A 15,726-nucleotide genomic window follows, 5' to 3' on the forward strand; every position below is an offset into this window, starting at 1 on the left:
TAGAAGCAGTCATCTCTGATACTGCCCGTATTTTCTGCTTGAATGATAAAACAAAAAGGAGAAAAATACGGGCAGTTTATCCATCAATTCAGGCTCTTCCGGTTTTTGCGTACTTGCATAAGGGACGACGATGATCGCATAGAGAAAGCAGAATTACATGTTATGGCCTTAAAACATTCAACCCTTCAATCTTCCTGAAATCCTTTTCGTCATAGGTGTAGACAGTTGAAAGACCTTCTTCGATGCCCCAATAACCCATTACTGCATCTGCAAATTTGACGTTTTGCGTTTCGTAAGCAAGGAGCGCTTTTCTGAATACGTTTTCGAGAGAACATTTCAGTTGAGGTGTGTTTAAGGTAGCTTCAACGATTTCCCTGATTGTTTTGCGATCAAATTTATACACCTTTTCTAAAACCCATACGATTTCCAAGACAGTTACCGGCAAGAGATACAACGTGATTCCTTTATTTCCCGACTCTTTAAGGAGTTTCTCGACAGCCTTGCTCTTGCCTTCATCGTCTTTCGTCAGCAACCGCAGGATTGCGCTTGTATCAATAAACGCCTTATATCCGCTCATGGGCAGCCTCCGAAATGGCGAGTTCCCGGATTTCTTCAATCGACGCCTCCATTTTTGGTAATGTTCCGATATAGTCAAAGATAGTTTTTCCTCTCTTCAATACAACCTGCCCTTCCTTTTCTTCTATAACAAAAGTCTCGCCTACCTTGAGATCCATTTTTTTACGGATTGCTTTTGGGATTGTAATCTGCCATTTTGGTAATACCTTTACTGCCTGCATGGTTAACCTCCATAATAAATATCTGACATTCAAAAATTGTAGCACAATAAAATATTATCTGCCAAATAATAATTGGTAGCCTCGTAAATAAGTTCAGGCTTATAAGGTTGATCGGGAAATGGGCTTTCGCTGGAGGCTTTCGTTGGCGAAATGAACGGAGGGGAAGGAGCAAAGAGCGGAGATTTCCCTCCCGAATAGCGGTCTGAATCTCATCAGAGGTTTTTAAAAGTGAAAACCCGTTAAGCATCGTCCTTACAGTCTTTCCGTAGATTTTAGCAGTTGCTTGCACTGTGCAAGCAACTGCCTCTGGCAGGCCCCGCGAGGTCTCCCCTATCTGTCATTGCGGGCGACCTCTCCGGCGCCTATTCCCGAAAAATCAACATAAAGCATCGTCTTGTCTATCAGGTCCTTGAAGACATTAAGACGGTAAAGGTTATTCGAATGTGGACACATTATGAATAGTGAGAAAATATTTGTCGAACAAGTCCTCTTTTAGCATGAAAAGTACGTAAGAACCGGATGAACCGTTTTTCTTCAGAGGAGGTGAAAATCCCCGGAGTGAACATTGCGGCATGACCGGGTTTGATTGAATGTTTGTATATTGTTATTTGATTATTGGAATTTGCAGTGGGGAAGGGGGACGAACAAAAACCCTTTCGCTACTTGACAAACCGCATATCATCGTCTATAATGCAATTATAATGCATAATGGACGGTAATCAATGTACATTACAAGAACAATTGAAGATTACTTTAGAAAGGCTGCTTCTCAGTTTCCGGTAATGCTCGTTACCGGCGCCCGACAGGTAGGGAAAACCACACTTCTCCGTCATCTAAGTGATGAAAACAGACTATATGTAACTTTGGACGATCCGCTCATTCTGCGTCTGGCAAAGGAAGACCCCCCTCTGTTCATGCAACGTTTCCCTGCGCCGGTACTGATTGATGAGATACAGTATGCACCGGAACTACTCCCATATATCAAAATGGAGGTTGACCGGGACAGGAAGCCTGATATGTTCTGGCTTACCGGATCACAGCAATTTCATGTAATGAAGAACGTATCCGAGTCTTTGGCGGGGCGGGTAGGCATTGTTCAGCTTCTTGGCCTTTCCAGGCAGGAATGCGTTAGTCAAGGTCAGAAATCTACCCCATTTCTGCCCGTTCCCGAAGAATTCGACAAACGTGCGTTGTCAGGCGGGTATATCTCATTGAAAGAGTTGTACCGGATTATCTGGCGAGGCTCTTTCCCGGTCATTGCTTTAGCTGAGGATACTGACCGTGATTTATTTTACAGTTCCTATGTTCAGACATATTTACAGAGAGATATTCGTGATCTTGCGCGTGTCGGCGATGAGGTGTCTTTTATACGTTTCCTTCGGGCTGCCGCCGCACGCACCGGACAGCTTTTGAATATGGCAGAACTGGCAAGGGACGCTGATATTGCTCCCAATACGGCCAAGAACTGGATTTCCATTCTTCAGGCATCGGGGATCATCTATTTGCTGCCATCGTTTCACACAAACATTACCAAGCGGTTGATCAAATCCCCGAAACTCTATTTTCTGGATACCGGCATGTGCGCCTATCTTACCGAATGGTCCAGCCCGGAAACGCTCGAAGCGGGTGCCATATCTGGCGCAATCCTGGAGACATGGATTCTCTCAGAGATTCTGAAAAGCTGGTGGCACAACGGACGCAGTACGCCCTTCTACTATTACAGAGACAAAGACCAGAAAGAAATTGACTTGCTTATAGTGCAGGACGGAACAGTCTATCCCTTGGAGTTTAAGAAAACCGCCTCGCCTGACAAAAGTATAGCGCGTCATTTTAAAACGCTTGGAAACCTCAGGATGCCGGTTGGCGGTGGAGCTGTAATATGCCTTGTATCACAGCCTATCCCTCTTACTGCTACAATTACCGCCATCCCTGTCGGTGCAATCTGAAAAATATCGCTGCTGCATAGAAATTTCATTGCGAGGCTCCTTTTCGGGGGTAAAATGGGCACTTTAAGACCAAAAAGTGGATTAAGGATTGATGGATTAAAGTAATCCATAATCCCTACTCCCTAATCCAGTATTTTTAAAGGCTTGGTCCGACCCCAATCCCAAAATATCACGATTCGTGTCAGTAGCTCTTAAGGTTTTCTTCCGCCCGCCCTGTGTAATGAATTTGCTATTCTATTTCACCGGGATATGTATCCGATGTTATCCAATGGGCAGGTGCTACGAAAACGGCGAGAGGTTGAAGGAAGACACCGATCAAATGCTTTTTTTCGTTTTAACTGTTGTCAGTTTCCCTTTTCCCCCAATTTGTAAACTTCTGTAGCGCTTCTCTATTAATCTCTTCCACGCTTTTCCCTTTATTCTCCTCATGAAGCCTGTGTCTTACCTCATGTAGCTCCCATAATAGTACATCTTCGTTTTTTTTATAGCTATTCCTATAAGTTTCCATAATTTGCTCCCCCGAACATTTCTAATGAACCGATTTCTATGGTTTTATAATGCAACTTCTTATTAATTTCATGAATTTTTCGCACAGGATTAATGCTCACTATGTGCTTAAAATTCCATGATGCCAATGCATCAATACCATTCACGGCAGCTATGGCGATATGGCGTGCATCCTCCGGTTCTGAGACCGGAATTGCTCCCTTTTTCGTGTACTCACTTGCCAAATAAATGGCTTTTTCAGATTGCTCAAGCACTTTTACATTATGTTTCAATATTAAATCCTTGATATTTTGCTTTCTTGTGTTGTTTTCCATTCGCTCAATCTCTTCAATAGTGATGGTGGATATATATAATTCATACTTTGATGCTTGATTCTCAAACCATTTTTGTGTGATTAACTGCCTTAGTGGCTTTGAATAGTCAAAGTATGCGCTCGGGATTGATGTATCAAGGTACAGCTTAATTTTTATTTTCTTCGGCATTGTCAATATATTACCACAAATGAATGATGCAGGTAAATTTTTGTGGAGTTTTTTATTTACATAATATTTCACGTCTTCTTTTTAATGTCTTCCTGCTCCATGTTTAGCGTCAACTTATCCAGAAAGAGTGACATCCCTGACGATAAACCATGTATTGCGTAATACTCGCCGTGGAGTGTCCTTAAGTCACTTTCAGCGCCCTTGTCTCCCTGAAATAATACCCGCGCAAGGCCTTATTGATATTTCTTTCCAGTTGTTGCCGTATTTTTTCATCAGACCGAAGGCATTCCAGTTGAATTTTTCTGCCTTGTTCTTCATTTTGTACTTTGTCAGTGCCTGACCTCTATGCTGTGCTCCTTCCGGCATCATACTGTTAAAACAAGACTGAGAGGTTACATTTTTTTTGCTTATTTTGATTTTAGCGAAAGGCAAGCTGGTATATCAATTGTTCGCCGTGAATTGACTTGACAACCATGCGATGCTGACGTACTATATGTAGTACGACAAAGAGGAGATAATAAATGACAACATTATCGGCATCGGAAGCAAGGAAGAAACTATTTAATTTAGTCGATGAGGTGAAGGAAACACATGTTCCTGTTCAGATAGTAGGAAAACGCAGTTCAGCAGTTCTGATTTCTGAAGAAGACTGGCGGGCTATAGAAGAAACTCTATATCTTACGTCCATACCGGGTATGCGGGAGTCCATCAAGAGAGGTCTTAAGACGCCTGTTGAAAGGTGTGCCGAGGAACCGGGCTGGTGACGTGGCGTTTGGTATATACAAAACAGGCTCAAAAAGACGCAAAGAAGATAGCGCAGTCCGGCCTCCAATCTGAAGCCTTACGCCTCTTAAATATTCTTCGTAAAGACCCATACCAAAATCCGCCCCGTTTTGAAAAGCTCGTTGGAGACCTCTCCGGTGCCTATTCCCGAAGAATCAACATACAGCATCGCCTTGTCTATCAGGTTCTTGAAGATATCAAGACGGTAAAGGTTATTCGAATGTGGACACATTATAAATAGTGAGACAATATTTGGTGAAGTCAATACAGCCAATCGGCAGGAAAAAATACGGGCAGTTTGTCTATAAAATCAGGCCCTTCCGGTTTTTGCGTACTTGCATAAAGCATCTTTCTTCCTTCCTGCTATACGTAACATAACTTCCTGTACTAATATAGTTTTGGATTTTGTAAACCATCGATGCTTTCAAGCGGCAACAATCATTTACATATTTGTAATTTTGTATAATTTTATTGTTCAATATGGTATTTTTATGCGGTGATGGGGTCCACCTTTTAACCGCCTTTCATGGGCTAATGACTCCTACCTATAATGAACCATCTCCTGTAAAAACCTTTTTAAAACAATGAGGGCTTATGGGAGGTTTATGGGAGGAGTAGATGGAATATCAAGTACAAAATAATATTTTCAACGTAAATCACAGCACAGCAGGTCAGATCGTAAAACGAATAAAAGATATAACAAAAGAATTCAATATTGTATCTCTCGGTCGACAGATTGCAGCATGTGAAGACCTTTTCGTTGAAAACCCCCTGATTGATGTTGCAATACTTGGCCAGTTCAAGGCGGGCAAAAGTTCTTTTATAAATAGCCTCATAGGGAGGCCAATACTTCCCGTGGGGGTTATTCCAGTTACAACGGTCATTACACGCCTCCAGCACGGACTCGATGAAAGGGCAATTGTCACATATTTTAACGGGAAGCAATCAGAGATTCCCCTCGATAACATAGAGGAATACATATCAGAGGCTAAAAACAGAGCGAATCATAAGGATGTGGAGGTAGTCGACATTGAAACAGCATCACTCGCACCCTATGCAGGGCTTAGGATTGTAGATACTCCGGGATTAGGGAGCATCTTTAAATATAATACGGAACTTTCCGAGGAATGGTTCCCCAAGGTAGGGGCTGCCATAGTTGCCATAAGCTCCGATCGACCCCTATCAGAAAATGATCTTAATCTAATTCGTGAGCTTATGGAGTTTAGCCCTAAAGTTGTTCTGTTACTTACAAAGGTTGATCTTCTCTCCGAGGAACAACAGAAAGAAGTTGTAAAATTTTTTATGGATTCAATTAAAAGAGAATTTAACAGGGATTTTCAGATACTGCTATACTCTACCCTCAAAGAAACCGATCTATACAAACATTGGCTTGACCAGTTGCTTCTCAACCTGTCACAAAACCGAGACACAGAGTTCAAGGGCATTCTTCTACATAAATCAAATTCTCTTATCAGGCACTGTCTGAGTTACCTTCAAATTGCCCTCAAAACATCAACGAAGGCTGATTCCGACAGGGAAATGTTAAAAAAACTCATCCTTGATGAAAAGGTAAACTATGAGTTAATACAATCAGAACTTTCCCTGATCGCCCGAGAAAATATGCAAAAAACTCGAACACTAATAGCAGCATATCTCAATGACACAAAGAGGAAACAACTCATTCAAAAACTCCTTGAAATGCTAACCGAAGAAATGCCGAAATGGAGAGGAACTCTCTGGGGGCTTACCAGACAATACGAAGACTGGCTTATGGAAAATATGGTAACAGAAATGGACCACATATCAAGGGCAGACTATAAACATTTTTTTGGAACACTAAAGAAGGCTCATAGCAGCATATCTCGTTCTGTTGAGTTTTTTAGAAACATGCTTGACAGCAACATTGAAAAAGTTCTGGGTATTCGACTCGGTGGTGTGGACTGGGTGATTGATGTCCCTGAGCCAACACATCCTGATGTAGTTTTCACCAAAATTTTTGATTTTCATTTCGATACTTTATGGTTCCTTTTTCCCATGTTGATCTTCAGAGGGGTATTTGAAAAACATTTTCTAAAACAAATTCCAAGGGTGGTTGACATACATCTTTCCCGCCTCGCATATCAGTGGGAAGTCCGCATTAACAAGACTATAGAGGCAATGAAAGACCAGGCATTGAAATACATATACGATGAACTCTCCACAATTGATGTTCTCCTTTTACAGACAACCGGACAAACCGACAAAATCAACACCATTATTTATGAATTAAGGGAGCTATCGGAGGACATAGGAGCTTAAACAACTTATTTAATAAAACATTTCATCCAGTAATTCTTAAATGTTAGATGTGAGGATACACGCACTTTGTAGGTGAAACAAAGTAATCCTCTTTAGGCATGAAAAGTACGCAAGAACCTGAAGAATCGTTTTTCTTCAGAGGAGGTGATTATCCCTGGAGTGAACATTGCGAAATGACCGGGTTACCATACTTAAGCGAAGCGGAACATTCCCGCATATTTGCGGGATGAGGAGACCCTGACTACAGGCAATAAAAAATAATGAGCCATAAAAGAATTAAAACTGACCGTACAGCCACAGGGTTCCTCAAGTGATCCCCCTTCGGGGGACAGGCGCAAGCTTATATGGGAATCTATTTAGCTCGCACGGCGAGCGAGAAGGGGAGGCTCCGACGGCTTGGCTGGTGGAGGGGGCGACGCAAGCCTCTTTGATAGTATGGTCGGGAATGAAGCTCAGAGAACGGAAGGGATATTTACCACATTTTTGTTGTAACCGCCGAACAAATTATCCTGGAAAGCACCGGCAAGGAAAATCATTCCTTGACTTAACTACCTGTAAACATGTATAATTATGGACTTTTATGGAGGTGACCTTGAGAGACAAACAATGTGGACTGGTTAAAAATGAAGACATAGGAAAAACGCTGAACCTTTCCGGATGGGTATTCAGGAGAAGGGACCATGGCGGGCTCATATTCGTAGATATAAGGGATGTAACGGGTATTGTACAGGTTGTTTTTTCACCTGAAATTTCCGCAGAGGCGCATGAAAAAGCCGGTGACATAAAGCAGGAATATGTTATCCGTGTGACCGGAAAGGTAGAAAAAAGGCCTGAGGGAACGGAGAACCTTGGTATCCCTACGGGTGAGATCGAGGTACTGGTAAGTACATTCGATATTCTCAATACCTGTAAAACCTTGCCATTTCAGTTGGACGACGAAGAGCCAAATGAGTCGCTGAGATTGAAGTACCGATATCTGGACATGAGAAGACCTGAAATACAAAAGATTTTTATCGGAAGGAGCCGTGCGTATAAGGTAACGAGGGATTATTTTGAGTCGAACGGGTTTTATGAGTTTGAGACACCTTTTTTCACGAAAAACACACCCGAGGGCGCACGGGATTTCATTGTACCGAGCAGGCTGAGCCCGGGCATGTTTTATGCGCTCCCTCAATCTCCACAGCTTTTTAAACAGATTTTGATGATAGCCGGTTTTGATAAGTATTTCCAGATCGCCAGGTGTTTCAGGGATGAAGACTTGAGGGCAGACCGGCAGCCAGAATTTACCCAGATCGACGTGGAGATGAGTTTTGTCGATGTTGATGATATCGTTGCCATGAGTGAAGGGTTGATAAAAGACCTCTATGAAGCCCTGAAAGGTGAACCTTTGCAGATACCTTTTATGAGGATGTCTTATGATGATGCTATGGAAAAGTATGGGACCGACAAACCTGATTTGCGGTTTGAACTTCCAATGATAGAATTGACAGATATTTTTAAGGAAACTGAGTTTGGTGTTTTTAAGAAAACCATAGAAAGCAATGGGGCAATAAAGTCTCTGGTATTGAAAGATAAAACCCTTTCGAGAAAAGACCTTGACACTGCAGTTGATGTTGCAAAGGAGATAGGCGCCGGAGGACTGATCTGGATACGGAAAGAAAATGGTATTTTGCAGTCGCCCATTGTGAAGTATTTAAAAGATAATGAAAAATCAGCTATGAATGAAAGGCTTGGCCTTTCAGATGGTGATGTAACATTCATTATGGCTGACAAACGGAATAAAGCAAATGAAAATATGGGTAAATTCAGGCTCTATCTCGGGGGAAAGTACGAGTTAATAAAAACGGACGAGTTCAGATTTCTCTGGGTGGTTGATTTTCCGCTCCTTGAGTATAGCGAAGAAGAAAAGAGATATATGGCGAGACACCATCCTTTCACGTCGCCTCAGGGTAATATCAGGGACTTTAAGGGTGATTATGAATCAATAAAGGCCAAGGCCTATGACCTTGTTTTAAATGGTGTTGAAATAGGTGGAGGCAGCATACGGATATTCAGAATGGATGATCAGATGGAGATGTTTAAACTCCTCAACATAAAAGAAGAAGAAGCCATTGAAAAGTTCGGATTTTTATTGGAAGCCCTTGAAATGGGGGCACCGCCCCATGGCGGCATCGCATTTGGTTTTGACAGGATTCTCATGATGTTAATGAGGCTTGATAGTATCAGGGACGTAATACCATTCCCGAAGACACAGAGAGGCACCTGTTTACTTACTGGAGCGCCATCCAGGATAGCGCAGAAACAGTTGAACGAGCTGAAGATACGAACCACAGCAGAATCAACGTGAAAAGTGAAACGTGAAACGTGAAAAGTGAAAAACCGTATATCGTACATCGTACATCGAAGTACGAACGACGAAGTACGGGTTGTAACGAAGTACGAACGACGACCGACGATGTACGGGTTTTAGGCTGTGAACCGTGAACTGAACAGGGAGGTCTAATTGAAAAAGAAAAAAGGTTTTATCTTTAAAAATGTTCCAAAACACGCGAAATATCCGTTGATTGATGTGGAAACCCCGGAACTCTTCAGGGATGTTTTTCCATATACCGATATGTGTAAGGTAAAGTTTGATCACAAGATAGAATTGATTGACCCTCCCGATGAGATATATATCACCGACACAACATTCAGAGACGGTCAGCAATCCAGACCTCCTTTTACAGCAATCCAGATTGAAGATTTGTTTGACCTCATGCACAGGCTTGGCGGTCCCAACGGTGTTATAAGACAGTGTGAATTTTTCCTTTATACGGATAAGGACAAAGAAGCAGTAGTGAAATGCATGGAAAAGGGTTACCGGTACCCTGAGATTACCGGGTGGATCCGCGCGGTAAAGGAAGATCTGCGGCTCGTTAAAGAATTGGGGCTGAAGGAGACAGGGATTCTTACGAGTGCTTCTGATTATCATATTTTTATGAAATTCAAGAAATCAAGGTCACAGGTTTTTAAGGATTATATAAAGATAGTTGAGAGCACCGTTGAGCAGGGAATCATTCCGAGATGCCATTTCGAGGACATTACGAGGGCCGATATATACGGTTTTTGTGTTCCCTTTGCCCAGGCGCTTATGAACATTTCAGAGGATGCAAAGATCCCCGTCAAGATAAGGTTATGCGACACCCTCGGTATTGGTATTACTTATCCTGGTTCAGCGCTCCCGAGATCAATGGGTAAGATAATACGGGCAATGATAGACGACGCAGGGGTTCCGTCAGAGTATCTTGAATGGCATGGACATAACGATTTCAATAAAGTAATTGTGAATAGCGTAAGCGCATGGCTCTACGGATGCTCATTCGTAAACGGTACGCTTCTCGGCATCGGAGAAAGGACAGGCAATGCCCCGATTGAAGGATTGATAATGGAATATATTTCGCTTATCGGTGATGACAACGGAATGGATACTACAGTAATTACCGAGATAAGAAACTATTTTGAAAAAGAGTTGGGGCATAATATACCGAAAAGTCAACCTCTTGTGGGTGTCGATTTCAATGCAACATCTGCCGGTGTCCACATTGACGGAATATTGAAGAATCAGGAGATATACACATCTTTTGATACGAACAAAATTCTTAACAGACCCATAACGGTAAATATAACGGATAAATCAGGCCTTGCAGGGATTGCCCACTGGATAAATGCACATTTCGCACGGACCGGAAAAGACAGGATAGAAAAGATTCATCCTTCTGTCGGGAAAATCAATAAATGGATTGTCAGGCAATACGATGAGGGCAGGGTAACGTGCATGTCAGACAATGAGATGGAGCATCTTGCGAGAAGGTACCTCCCGGAAATCTTTATTTCCGAGTTTGAGCTCCTCAAAAAGAAGGCATACGATATGGCCGCACATCTTATTGAGAGATACATTGAAGACCCTGAAGTCATGACTATGGTTCCTGAGAGGCAGGAGGAAATATTGAAGAACGTCGTAGAGGAGTATCCTTATATTCAGTTTGCCTATTCAGTTAATAGTGAAGGTATTAAGACTACGAAAAACATCACGCAGGCCGTAGACAAGGCAAAATATCACAAGATAGGTATGCATGAGGATTTTTCAGACAGGGATTGGTTTATCAACCCCATGAAGACCGGAAAGGTAAACGTAACAAACATCTATTCCTCCAGGATTACAGGCGCATTATGTGTTACGGTGTCCGGCCCCATCAGGGATGAGTACGGAGATATCACCGGTGTTCTGGGTTTTGACATACGATTTGAGGACCTTACCAAAGCAGAGGAACAATAATAAATGGGTAAGACAATAGCTGAAAAGATTTTAAGCATGAATACGGGCGTTGACCTGAAACAGGGAGACTATGCCATTGTGAATGTTGACAGAATACTCCTGCAGGATGGTACTGCCCCTCTTGCAATCAGAAAATTCAACGATATGGGCTTTAAATCTCTCTTTAATGGGAAGCGGGTGAATTTCTTTATTGATCATGCCTCGCCCAGCCCGAGAATGGAGCTTTCCAACGACCAGATCGCCATAAAGGCATTTGCAAAAACTCATGGTGCGAATGTGTATGAGGTTGGTGATGGAATCTGTCATCAGATTATGTCGGAAAAGATACTGGCCCCTGCTGAAGTGCTTGTAGGCGCCGATTCACACACCTGCACAGGGGGCGCCCTCGGCGCCTTTTCTACAGGGATGGGCTCCACGGACGTTGCAGCGGCAATGGGGCTGGGGAAGATATGGATGAGGGTCCCTGAAGGCTTGAAGTTTGTAATTGAAGGGAGATTTTCTCCTGGAGTATTTCCAAAAGACTTAATCCTTAAGATCATCGGCATGTTGGGTGCAGATGGCGCTACTTACAGATCGATGGAGTTTACCGGCTATGCTGTCAAACGCCTTGATGTAGAAGACAGAATGACCATTGCAAATATGGCGGTAGAAGCCGGCGCAAAATGCGGTCTCTTTCCCTCTGATGATATGACACGCCTTTACCTCAGGCGTTGCGGAAGGGAGAAACAGAATATTCAAATTTTACCCGATGAAGACGCCAGATACGAAAAGACCTACAAAATTGATCTCACTTCCCTGACCCCTATGGTCAGCCTTCCCCATGAAGTGGATAATGTAAGGAGCATCGCCGATCATGAAACAAAAACAATCGCCGTTAACCAGGTTTTCATCGGCTCATGTACCAATGGAAGAATAGAGGATTTACGAATAGCCTCGATTATCATGAAGGGAAGAAAAAGGCATAAGGATGTAAGATTTCTTGTGTGCCCAGCCTCAAGGTCGGTCTATTATCAGGCAATGCAGGAAGGTATTCTGACTACGTTGTTTGAGGCAGGGGCAACAATACTGCCGCCGGGATGCGGTCCCTGCATCGGGCTTCATCAGGGGGTTCTGGGAGATGGGGAGGTGTGTATTGCCACATCGAATAGAAACTTTTTGGGCAGGATGGGAAACCCTGATTCACATATCATCCTTGCTTCTCCTGCCACTGCTGCTGCGAGTGCCCTGAAAGGAAAATTAGCAGATCCGCGGGAGGTTTTTGATGATTTTGAGCGGTAAGGCATGGAAATTTGGAGACAATATCTCTACAGATCATATAACGCCCGGCAGGTTTTATCATTTGCGATCTAATCTTGAAGAGCTGACTAAGCATGTTTTTGAGGATATTGCCCCTGGTTTTAATACAAAAGTTTCACATGGCGATATTATTGTGGGCGGTAAAAATTTTGGATTGGGTTCGAGCAGGGAACATGCACCGCTCATTATTAAAATGGCCGGCATTGATGCCATTGTGGCGAATTCCTTTGCACGGATATTCTACCGTAATGCGATAAATGTGGGACTCGCTGCGATTATCTGTCATGTGGATGACATTGATGAGGGCGATGCAATTGAGATAAAAGTAGATGAAGGCCAATTTCTGGATAAGACAAAGGGTATTGAAAAAAGATTTTCCCCGCTCCCGCCGATTATGCGGGAGATTTTGAGAGAAGGGGGACTTGACCGGTATATCAGGAAATATGGAGGGCTGAAAGTTTAATGGAAAAGATTGTTATTCCGTACATTGCTGGTGACGGCACTGGAGAGGATATCTGGAAGGCATCGAAAGAGGTGCTGGAAGAGTCAGTTTTAAAGGCCTATGATGCTGAGAAAAGAATTGAGTGGGTAGAACTCCTTGCAGGGCAGAAGGCGCTCGAGAAGACAGGATCATTATTACCGGAAGAAACCATAGAGGGTATCAAATTCCATCGGTTAGCGATTAAGGGACCGCTCACAACCCCGGTTGGCGGAGGCTTCAGGAGCACAAATGTCTACCTGAGACAGGTATTCGATCTCTATGTGTGTATGCGGCCTGTCCGTTTTTTTGAAGGGCTGCCAAGCCCCTTAAAAGCACCGGAGAAGGTGGACATAATTATTTTCCGGGAAAACACGGAAGATATTTACAGAGGGATAGAATGGAAAGAGGGGACCCCTGAAGCGAGTACTTTTATTCATTTTCTCAGGGAAAAGATGAACGTTACGCTATCAGACGACAATGGTGTGGGTGTTAAGCCAATCAGCAGACACGGCACAGTGAGGTTTGCCAGATGGGTTATCGATTATGCGATAAAAAACAGGAGAAATGCCATCACCGTTGTCCATAAAGGCAACATTATGAAATATACGGAAGGTGCATTCAGGGAATGGGCATATGATACGGCAAAGGAGTTCGGGGAAAAGATTATATTCGATAATCCCCCCTTAATCCCCATTTTACCAGACAACAAAGTGTTTTTTAACGACAGAATCGCAGACAATATGTTCATGCAGGTTATCTTGAGACCGGAGGACTATGATATTCTTCTGTGCCCTAACCTCAATGGTGATTATCTCTCTGATGCATGCGCTGCTTTGGTTGGAGGCCTGGGCGTTGCTCCAGGAGCAAATATCGGTGATGAAGTGGCTATTTTTGAACCTGCCCATGGAAGCGCTCCAGAATGTGCAGGCAAGGACATAATTAATCCTGCCGCATTCTTACTCTCTGCTTCCATGATGTTCAAATATATGGGTCTTGACAGGGCATCCGTTTTACTTGAAAAGGCAATAGAAGAGACGATAAAAGCCGGTATTATGACATATGACCTTGCCCGGCTGAAAGCAGGGGTCACACCGGTGAAATGTTCTGAATTCGGAGAAGAAGTAAAAAAACATATAGAGCGTGGAGGGAAAATATAAGTCTTATAAGTCCTATATGACCTATATTATTCTATACCGCTAAGAGAGGATAAAAATGTTAGATGAACTGAAAACCAAAATTGACGAATTAGTAACAAGAATGAGCTCTCTCAGAGGGTATCTTTGACCTCTCCTCTATTCAAAACCAGATTAACGAATTAGACATCAAAATATCAAAGCCTGCATTCTGGGAAGATCAGGAAAATGCCCAAAAAGTCCTGAAAGAAAGGTCAAGATTTCAGGAAGAGATTGAAAGATGGGAGCACAAAGAGAAGGAACTTGAAGAGGTTCTTATATTAAACGATATTGTCAGGGAGACTCAGGACTCGAAGGATCAAGAGGAATTGATTACACGGGTTAAGGAACTTGACGAATTACTGAGTAAATACGAGATGAAAAGGATGCTCGGCGATGAGAACGATGATGGCAACGCTATTGTTTATATAAATGCCGGAGCCGGCGGCACTGAGGCCCAGGATTGGGTCGAAATGCTCCTCAGGATGTATTTGAAATGGGCAGAGAAGAGCGGTTACGAGACACAGGTTGTTGATATTCTACCGGGTGAAGAGGCTGGCATCAAGAATGTCACTTTTTTATTGAGGGGTCCTTATGCGTACGGGTATTTCAAGTGCGAGACAGGCATACACAGGCTCGTGAGGGTTTCCCCCTTTGATGCAAACAACAGAAGACACACGTCTTTCGCATCGGTGTATGCATACCCCGAACTTCCCGATGATATACCGGTTGAAATTAACGAAGAGGATTTGCGGATTGACACGTTCCGCTCAAGTGGCCCGGGTGGTCAGCATGTGAACAAAACTGAATCTGCCATCAGGATTACCCATATCCCGACGGGAATTGTTGTCCAGTGCCAGAATGAAAGGTCTCAACACAAAAACAAGGCCATAGCCATGGCAATATTAAAATCGAGACTGTATGAACATGAGAAAAAAAAACAGGAAGAGAAGATGAACACCCTGAACAAGGAAAAGAAAGATATTGCCTGGGGTAGTCAGATACGTTCTTACGTCCTCCATCCATATAAACTCGTTAAGGACCATCGGACAAAAGTTGAGGAGCATAATGCAGATGCAGTGCTTGATGGGGAAATAGACGGGTTCATTAAGGCGTACCTTTTGTACTTGACTTTTGAGCAAAAAAGGGATAATTAAAGAGCTATGGAACTATTTGGTGAAAATAGATTAGGTGACCTTGAAGCGAAAATCGAGAAGATGATAACCAGCTATCAGACCATGAAGGCAGAGAAGGAAACATTATTGAACAGGATCAAAGTATTAGAGACTGAGAATAAAGAATTTAAAGGCAAAATGGCTGATACCAAGAACGAAAAAGAAGTTATTATCGACAAGATCACCAGGATTTTAGAGAAGATAGAAAAAACGGAACTATAAAAGGGATTGATGGAAAAAAAGGTTGAGGTAAGGATACTTAATCAACCATTCACCTTTATAGGCGATGATGAGGAGAGAATAAAGAGAGTAGCGCAATGCATTGATGAGAAGATTGTATCTGCCCGGAACAACTATGGCATTGTGAATACATTGAATGCGGTGATTATGGCAATGATGGATCTTATGGATGAATACTTAGATATGAGAGATCAAGCTGAAGGGTTTGAGGGGCGGGCCTTGAAGCTATTAAAG

15 protein-coding genes, 1 pseudogene and 1 riboswitch are annotated in these 15,726 nt (G+C 42.9%); of the genes and pseudogenes, 12 read left to right on the plus strand and 4 right to left on the minus strand.

Annotated elements, in window-relative coordinates:
- Nucleotides 1–160: 160 nt before the first annotated feature.
- Both NTX75_07325 and NTX75_07330 read right to left on the minus strand, forming a co-directional pair.
- A complete protein-coding gene (locus NTX75_07325; GenBank protein ID MCX5816042.1) occupies nt 161–577 on the minus strand; it encodes a PIN domain-containing protein in 417 nt (138 codons plus the stop codon).
- Complete coding sequence (locus NTX75_07330; GenBank protein ID MCX5816043.1) at nt 564–797, minus strand: AbrB/MazE/SpoVT family DNA-binding domain-containing protein; 234 nt, start codon at nt 795–797, stop codon at nt 564–566. Before NTX75_07330 ends, NTX75_07325 begins: the two co-directional genes overlap by 14 nt.
- Before the next feature lie 339 nt (nt 798–1,136).
- Here NTX75_07330 and NTX75_07335 point away from each other — a divergent pair.
- Both NTX75_07335 and NTX75_07340 read left to right on the plus strand, forming a co-directional pair.
- Nucleotides 1,137–1,259 (plus strand): annotated as a pseudogene (locus NTX75_07335) (type II toxin-antitoxin system YoeB family toxin).
- Nucleotides 1,260–1,519: 260 nt separating this feature from the next.
- Nucleotides 1,520–2,743, plus strand: a complete 1,224-nt coding sequence (locus tag NTX75_07340) for an ATP-binding protein (GenBank protein ID MCX5816044.1) — start codon at nt 1,520–1,522, stop codon at nt 2,741–2,743.
- A gap of 334 nt (nt 2,744–3,077) precedes the next feature.
- On the opposite strand, the gene NTX75_07345 is transcribed toward NTX75_07340, so the two are convergent.
- Nucleotides 3,078–3,251 (minus strand): hypothetical protein, encoded by a 174-nt coding sequence (locus tag NTX75_07345; GenBank protein MCX5816045.1) that lies wholly within the window; start codon nt 3,249–3,251, stop codon nt 3,078–3,080.
- Nucleotides 3,238–3,804, minus strand: coding sequence for a type II toxin-antitoxin system VapC family toxin (locus NTX75_07350; GenBank protein MCX5816046.1), 567 nt, complete (start codon nt 3,802–3,804; stop codon nt 3,238–3,240). The genes NTX75_07345 and NTX75_07350 overlap by 14 nt, the downstream gene beginning before the upstream one ends.
- Before the next feature lie 449 nt (nt 3,805–4,253).
- Between NTX75_07350 and NTX75_07355 the strand changes: the two genes are divergently transcribed.
- From NTX75_07355 to NTX75_07400, 10 genes are all read left to right on the plus strand, one after another.
- On the plus strand, nt 4,254–4,496 hold the full coding sequence (locus NTX75_07355) for a type II toxin-antitoxin system Phd/YefM family antitoxin (GenBank protein MCX5816047.1): 243 nt from the start codon (nt 4,254–4,256) through the stop codon (nt 4,494–4,496).
- Nucleotides 4,493–4,756 (plus strand): Txe/YoeB family addiction module toxin, encoded by a 264-nt coding sequence (locus NTX75_07360; GenBank protein ID MCX5816048.1) that lies wholly within the window; start codon nt 4,493–4,495, stop codon nt 4,754–4,756. The genes NTX75_07355 and NTX75_07360 overlap by 4 nt, the downstream gene beginning before the upstream one ends.
- Nucleotides 4,757–5,001: 245 nt before the next feature.
- A riboswitch (Fluoride riboswitch) is annotated at nt 5,002–5,066 on the plus strand.
- A gap of 67 nt (nt 5,067–5,133) precedes the next feature.
- A complete protein-coding gene (locus tag NTX75_07365) occupies nt 5,134–6,813 on the plus strand; it encodes a dynamin family protein (protein MCX5816049.1) in 1,680 nt (559 codons plus the stop codon).
- A 580-nt stretch (nt 6,814–7,393) separates the two neighbouring features.
- On the plus strand, nt 7,394–9,160 hold the full coding sequence (aspS, locus tag NTX75_07370; protein ID MCX5816050.1) for an aspartate--tRNA ligase: 1,767 nt from the start codon (nt 7,394–7,396) through the stop codon (nt 9,158–9,160).
- Between the two features lie 156 nt (nt 9,161–9,316).
- Nucleotides 9,317–11,128, plus strand: a complete 1,812-nt coding sequence (locus NTX75_07375) for a histone-lysine N-methyltransferase (GenBank protein ID MCX5816051.1) — start codon at nt 9,317–9,319, stop codon at nt 11,126–11,128.
- A 3-nt stretch (nt 11,129–11,131) separates the two neighbouring features.
- Entirely contained in the window at nt 11,132–12,406 is a 1,275-nt protein-coding gene (locus tag NTX75_07380; protein MCX5816052.1) for a 3-isopropylmalate dehydratase large subunit, read from the plus strand.
- A complete protein-coding gene (locus tag NTX75_07385; GenBank protein ID MCX5816053.1) occupies nt 12,393–12,887 on the plus strand; it encodes a 3-isopropylmalate dehydratase small subunit in 495 nt (164 codons plus the stop codon). The genes NTX75_07380 and NTX75_07385 overlap by 14 nt, the downstream gene beginning before the upstream one ends.
- Entirely contained in the window at nt 12,887–14,062 is a 1,176-nt protein-coding gene (icd, locus tag NTX75_07390) for an NADP-dependent isocitrate dehydrogenase (GenBank protein ID MCX5816054.1), read from the plus strand. The genes NTX75_07385 and icd overlap by 1 nt, the downstream gene beginning before the upstream one ends.
- 55 nt (nt 14,063–14,117) lie before the next feature.
- Nucleotides 14,118–15,234, plus strand: a protein-coding gene (gene prfB / locus NTX75_07395; protein MCX5816055.1) for a peptide chain release factor 2 whose coding sequence is annotated in 2 segments (ribosomal slippage) — nt 14,118–14,186 and nt 14,188–15,234 — 1,116 coding nt in all. Because the reading frame shifts where the segments join, the coding sequence is not laid out codon by codon here.
- A gap of 6 nt (nt 15,235–15,240) precedes the next feature.
- Nucleotides 15,241–15,474, plus strand: a complete 234-nt coding sequence (locus tag NTX75_07400) for a hypothetical protein (GenBank protein ID MCX5816056.1) — start codon at nt 15,241–15,243, stop codon at nt 15,472–15,474.
- The last annotated feature ends 252 nt before the right edge of the window (nt 15,475–15,726 follow it).

This window comes from Pseudomonadota bacterium (assembly GCA_026388315.1).
Classification (GTDB): Bacteria; Desulfobacterota; Syntrophorhabdia; order Syntrophorhabdales; family Syntrophorhabdaceae; genus MWEV01.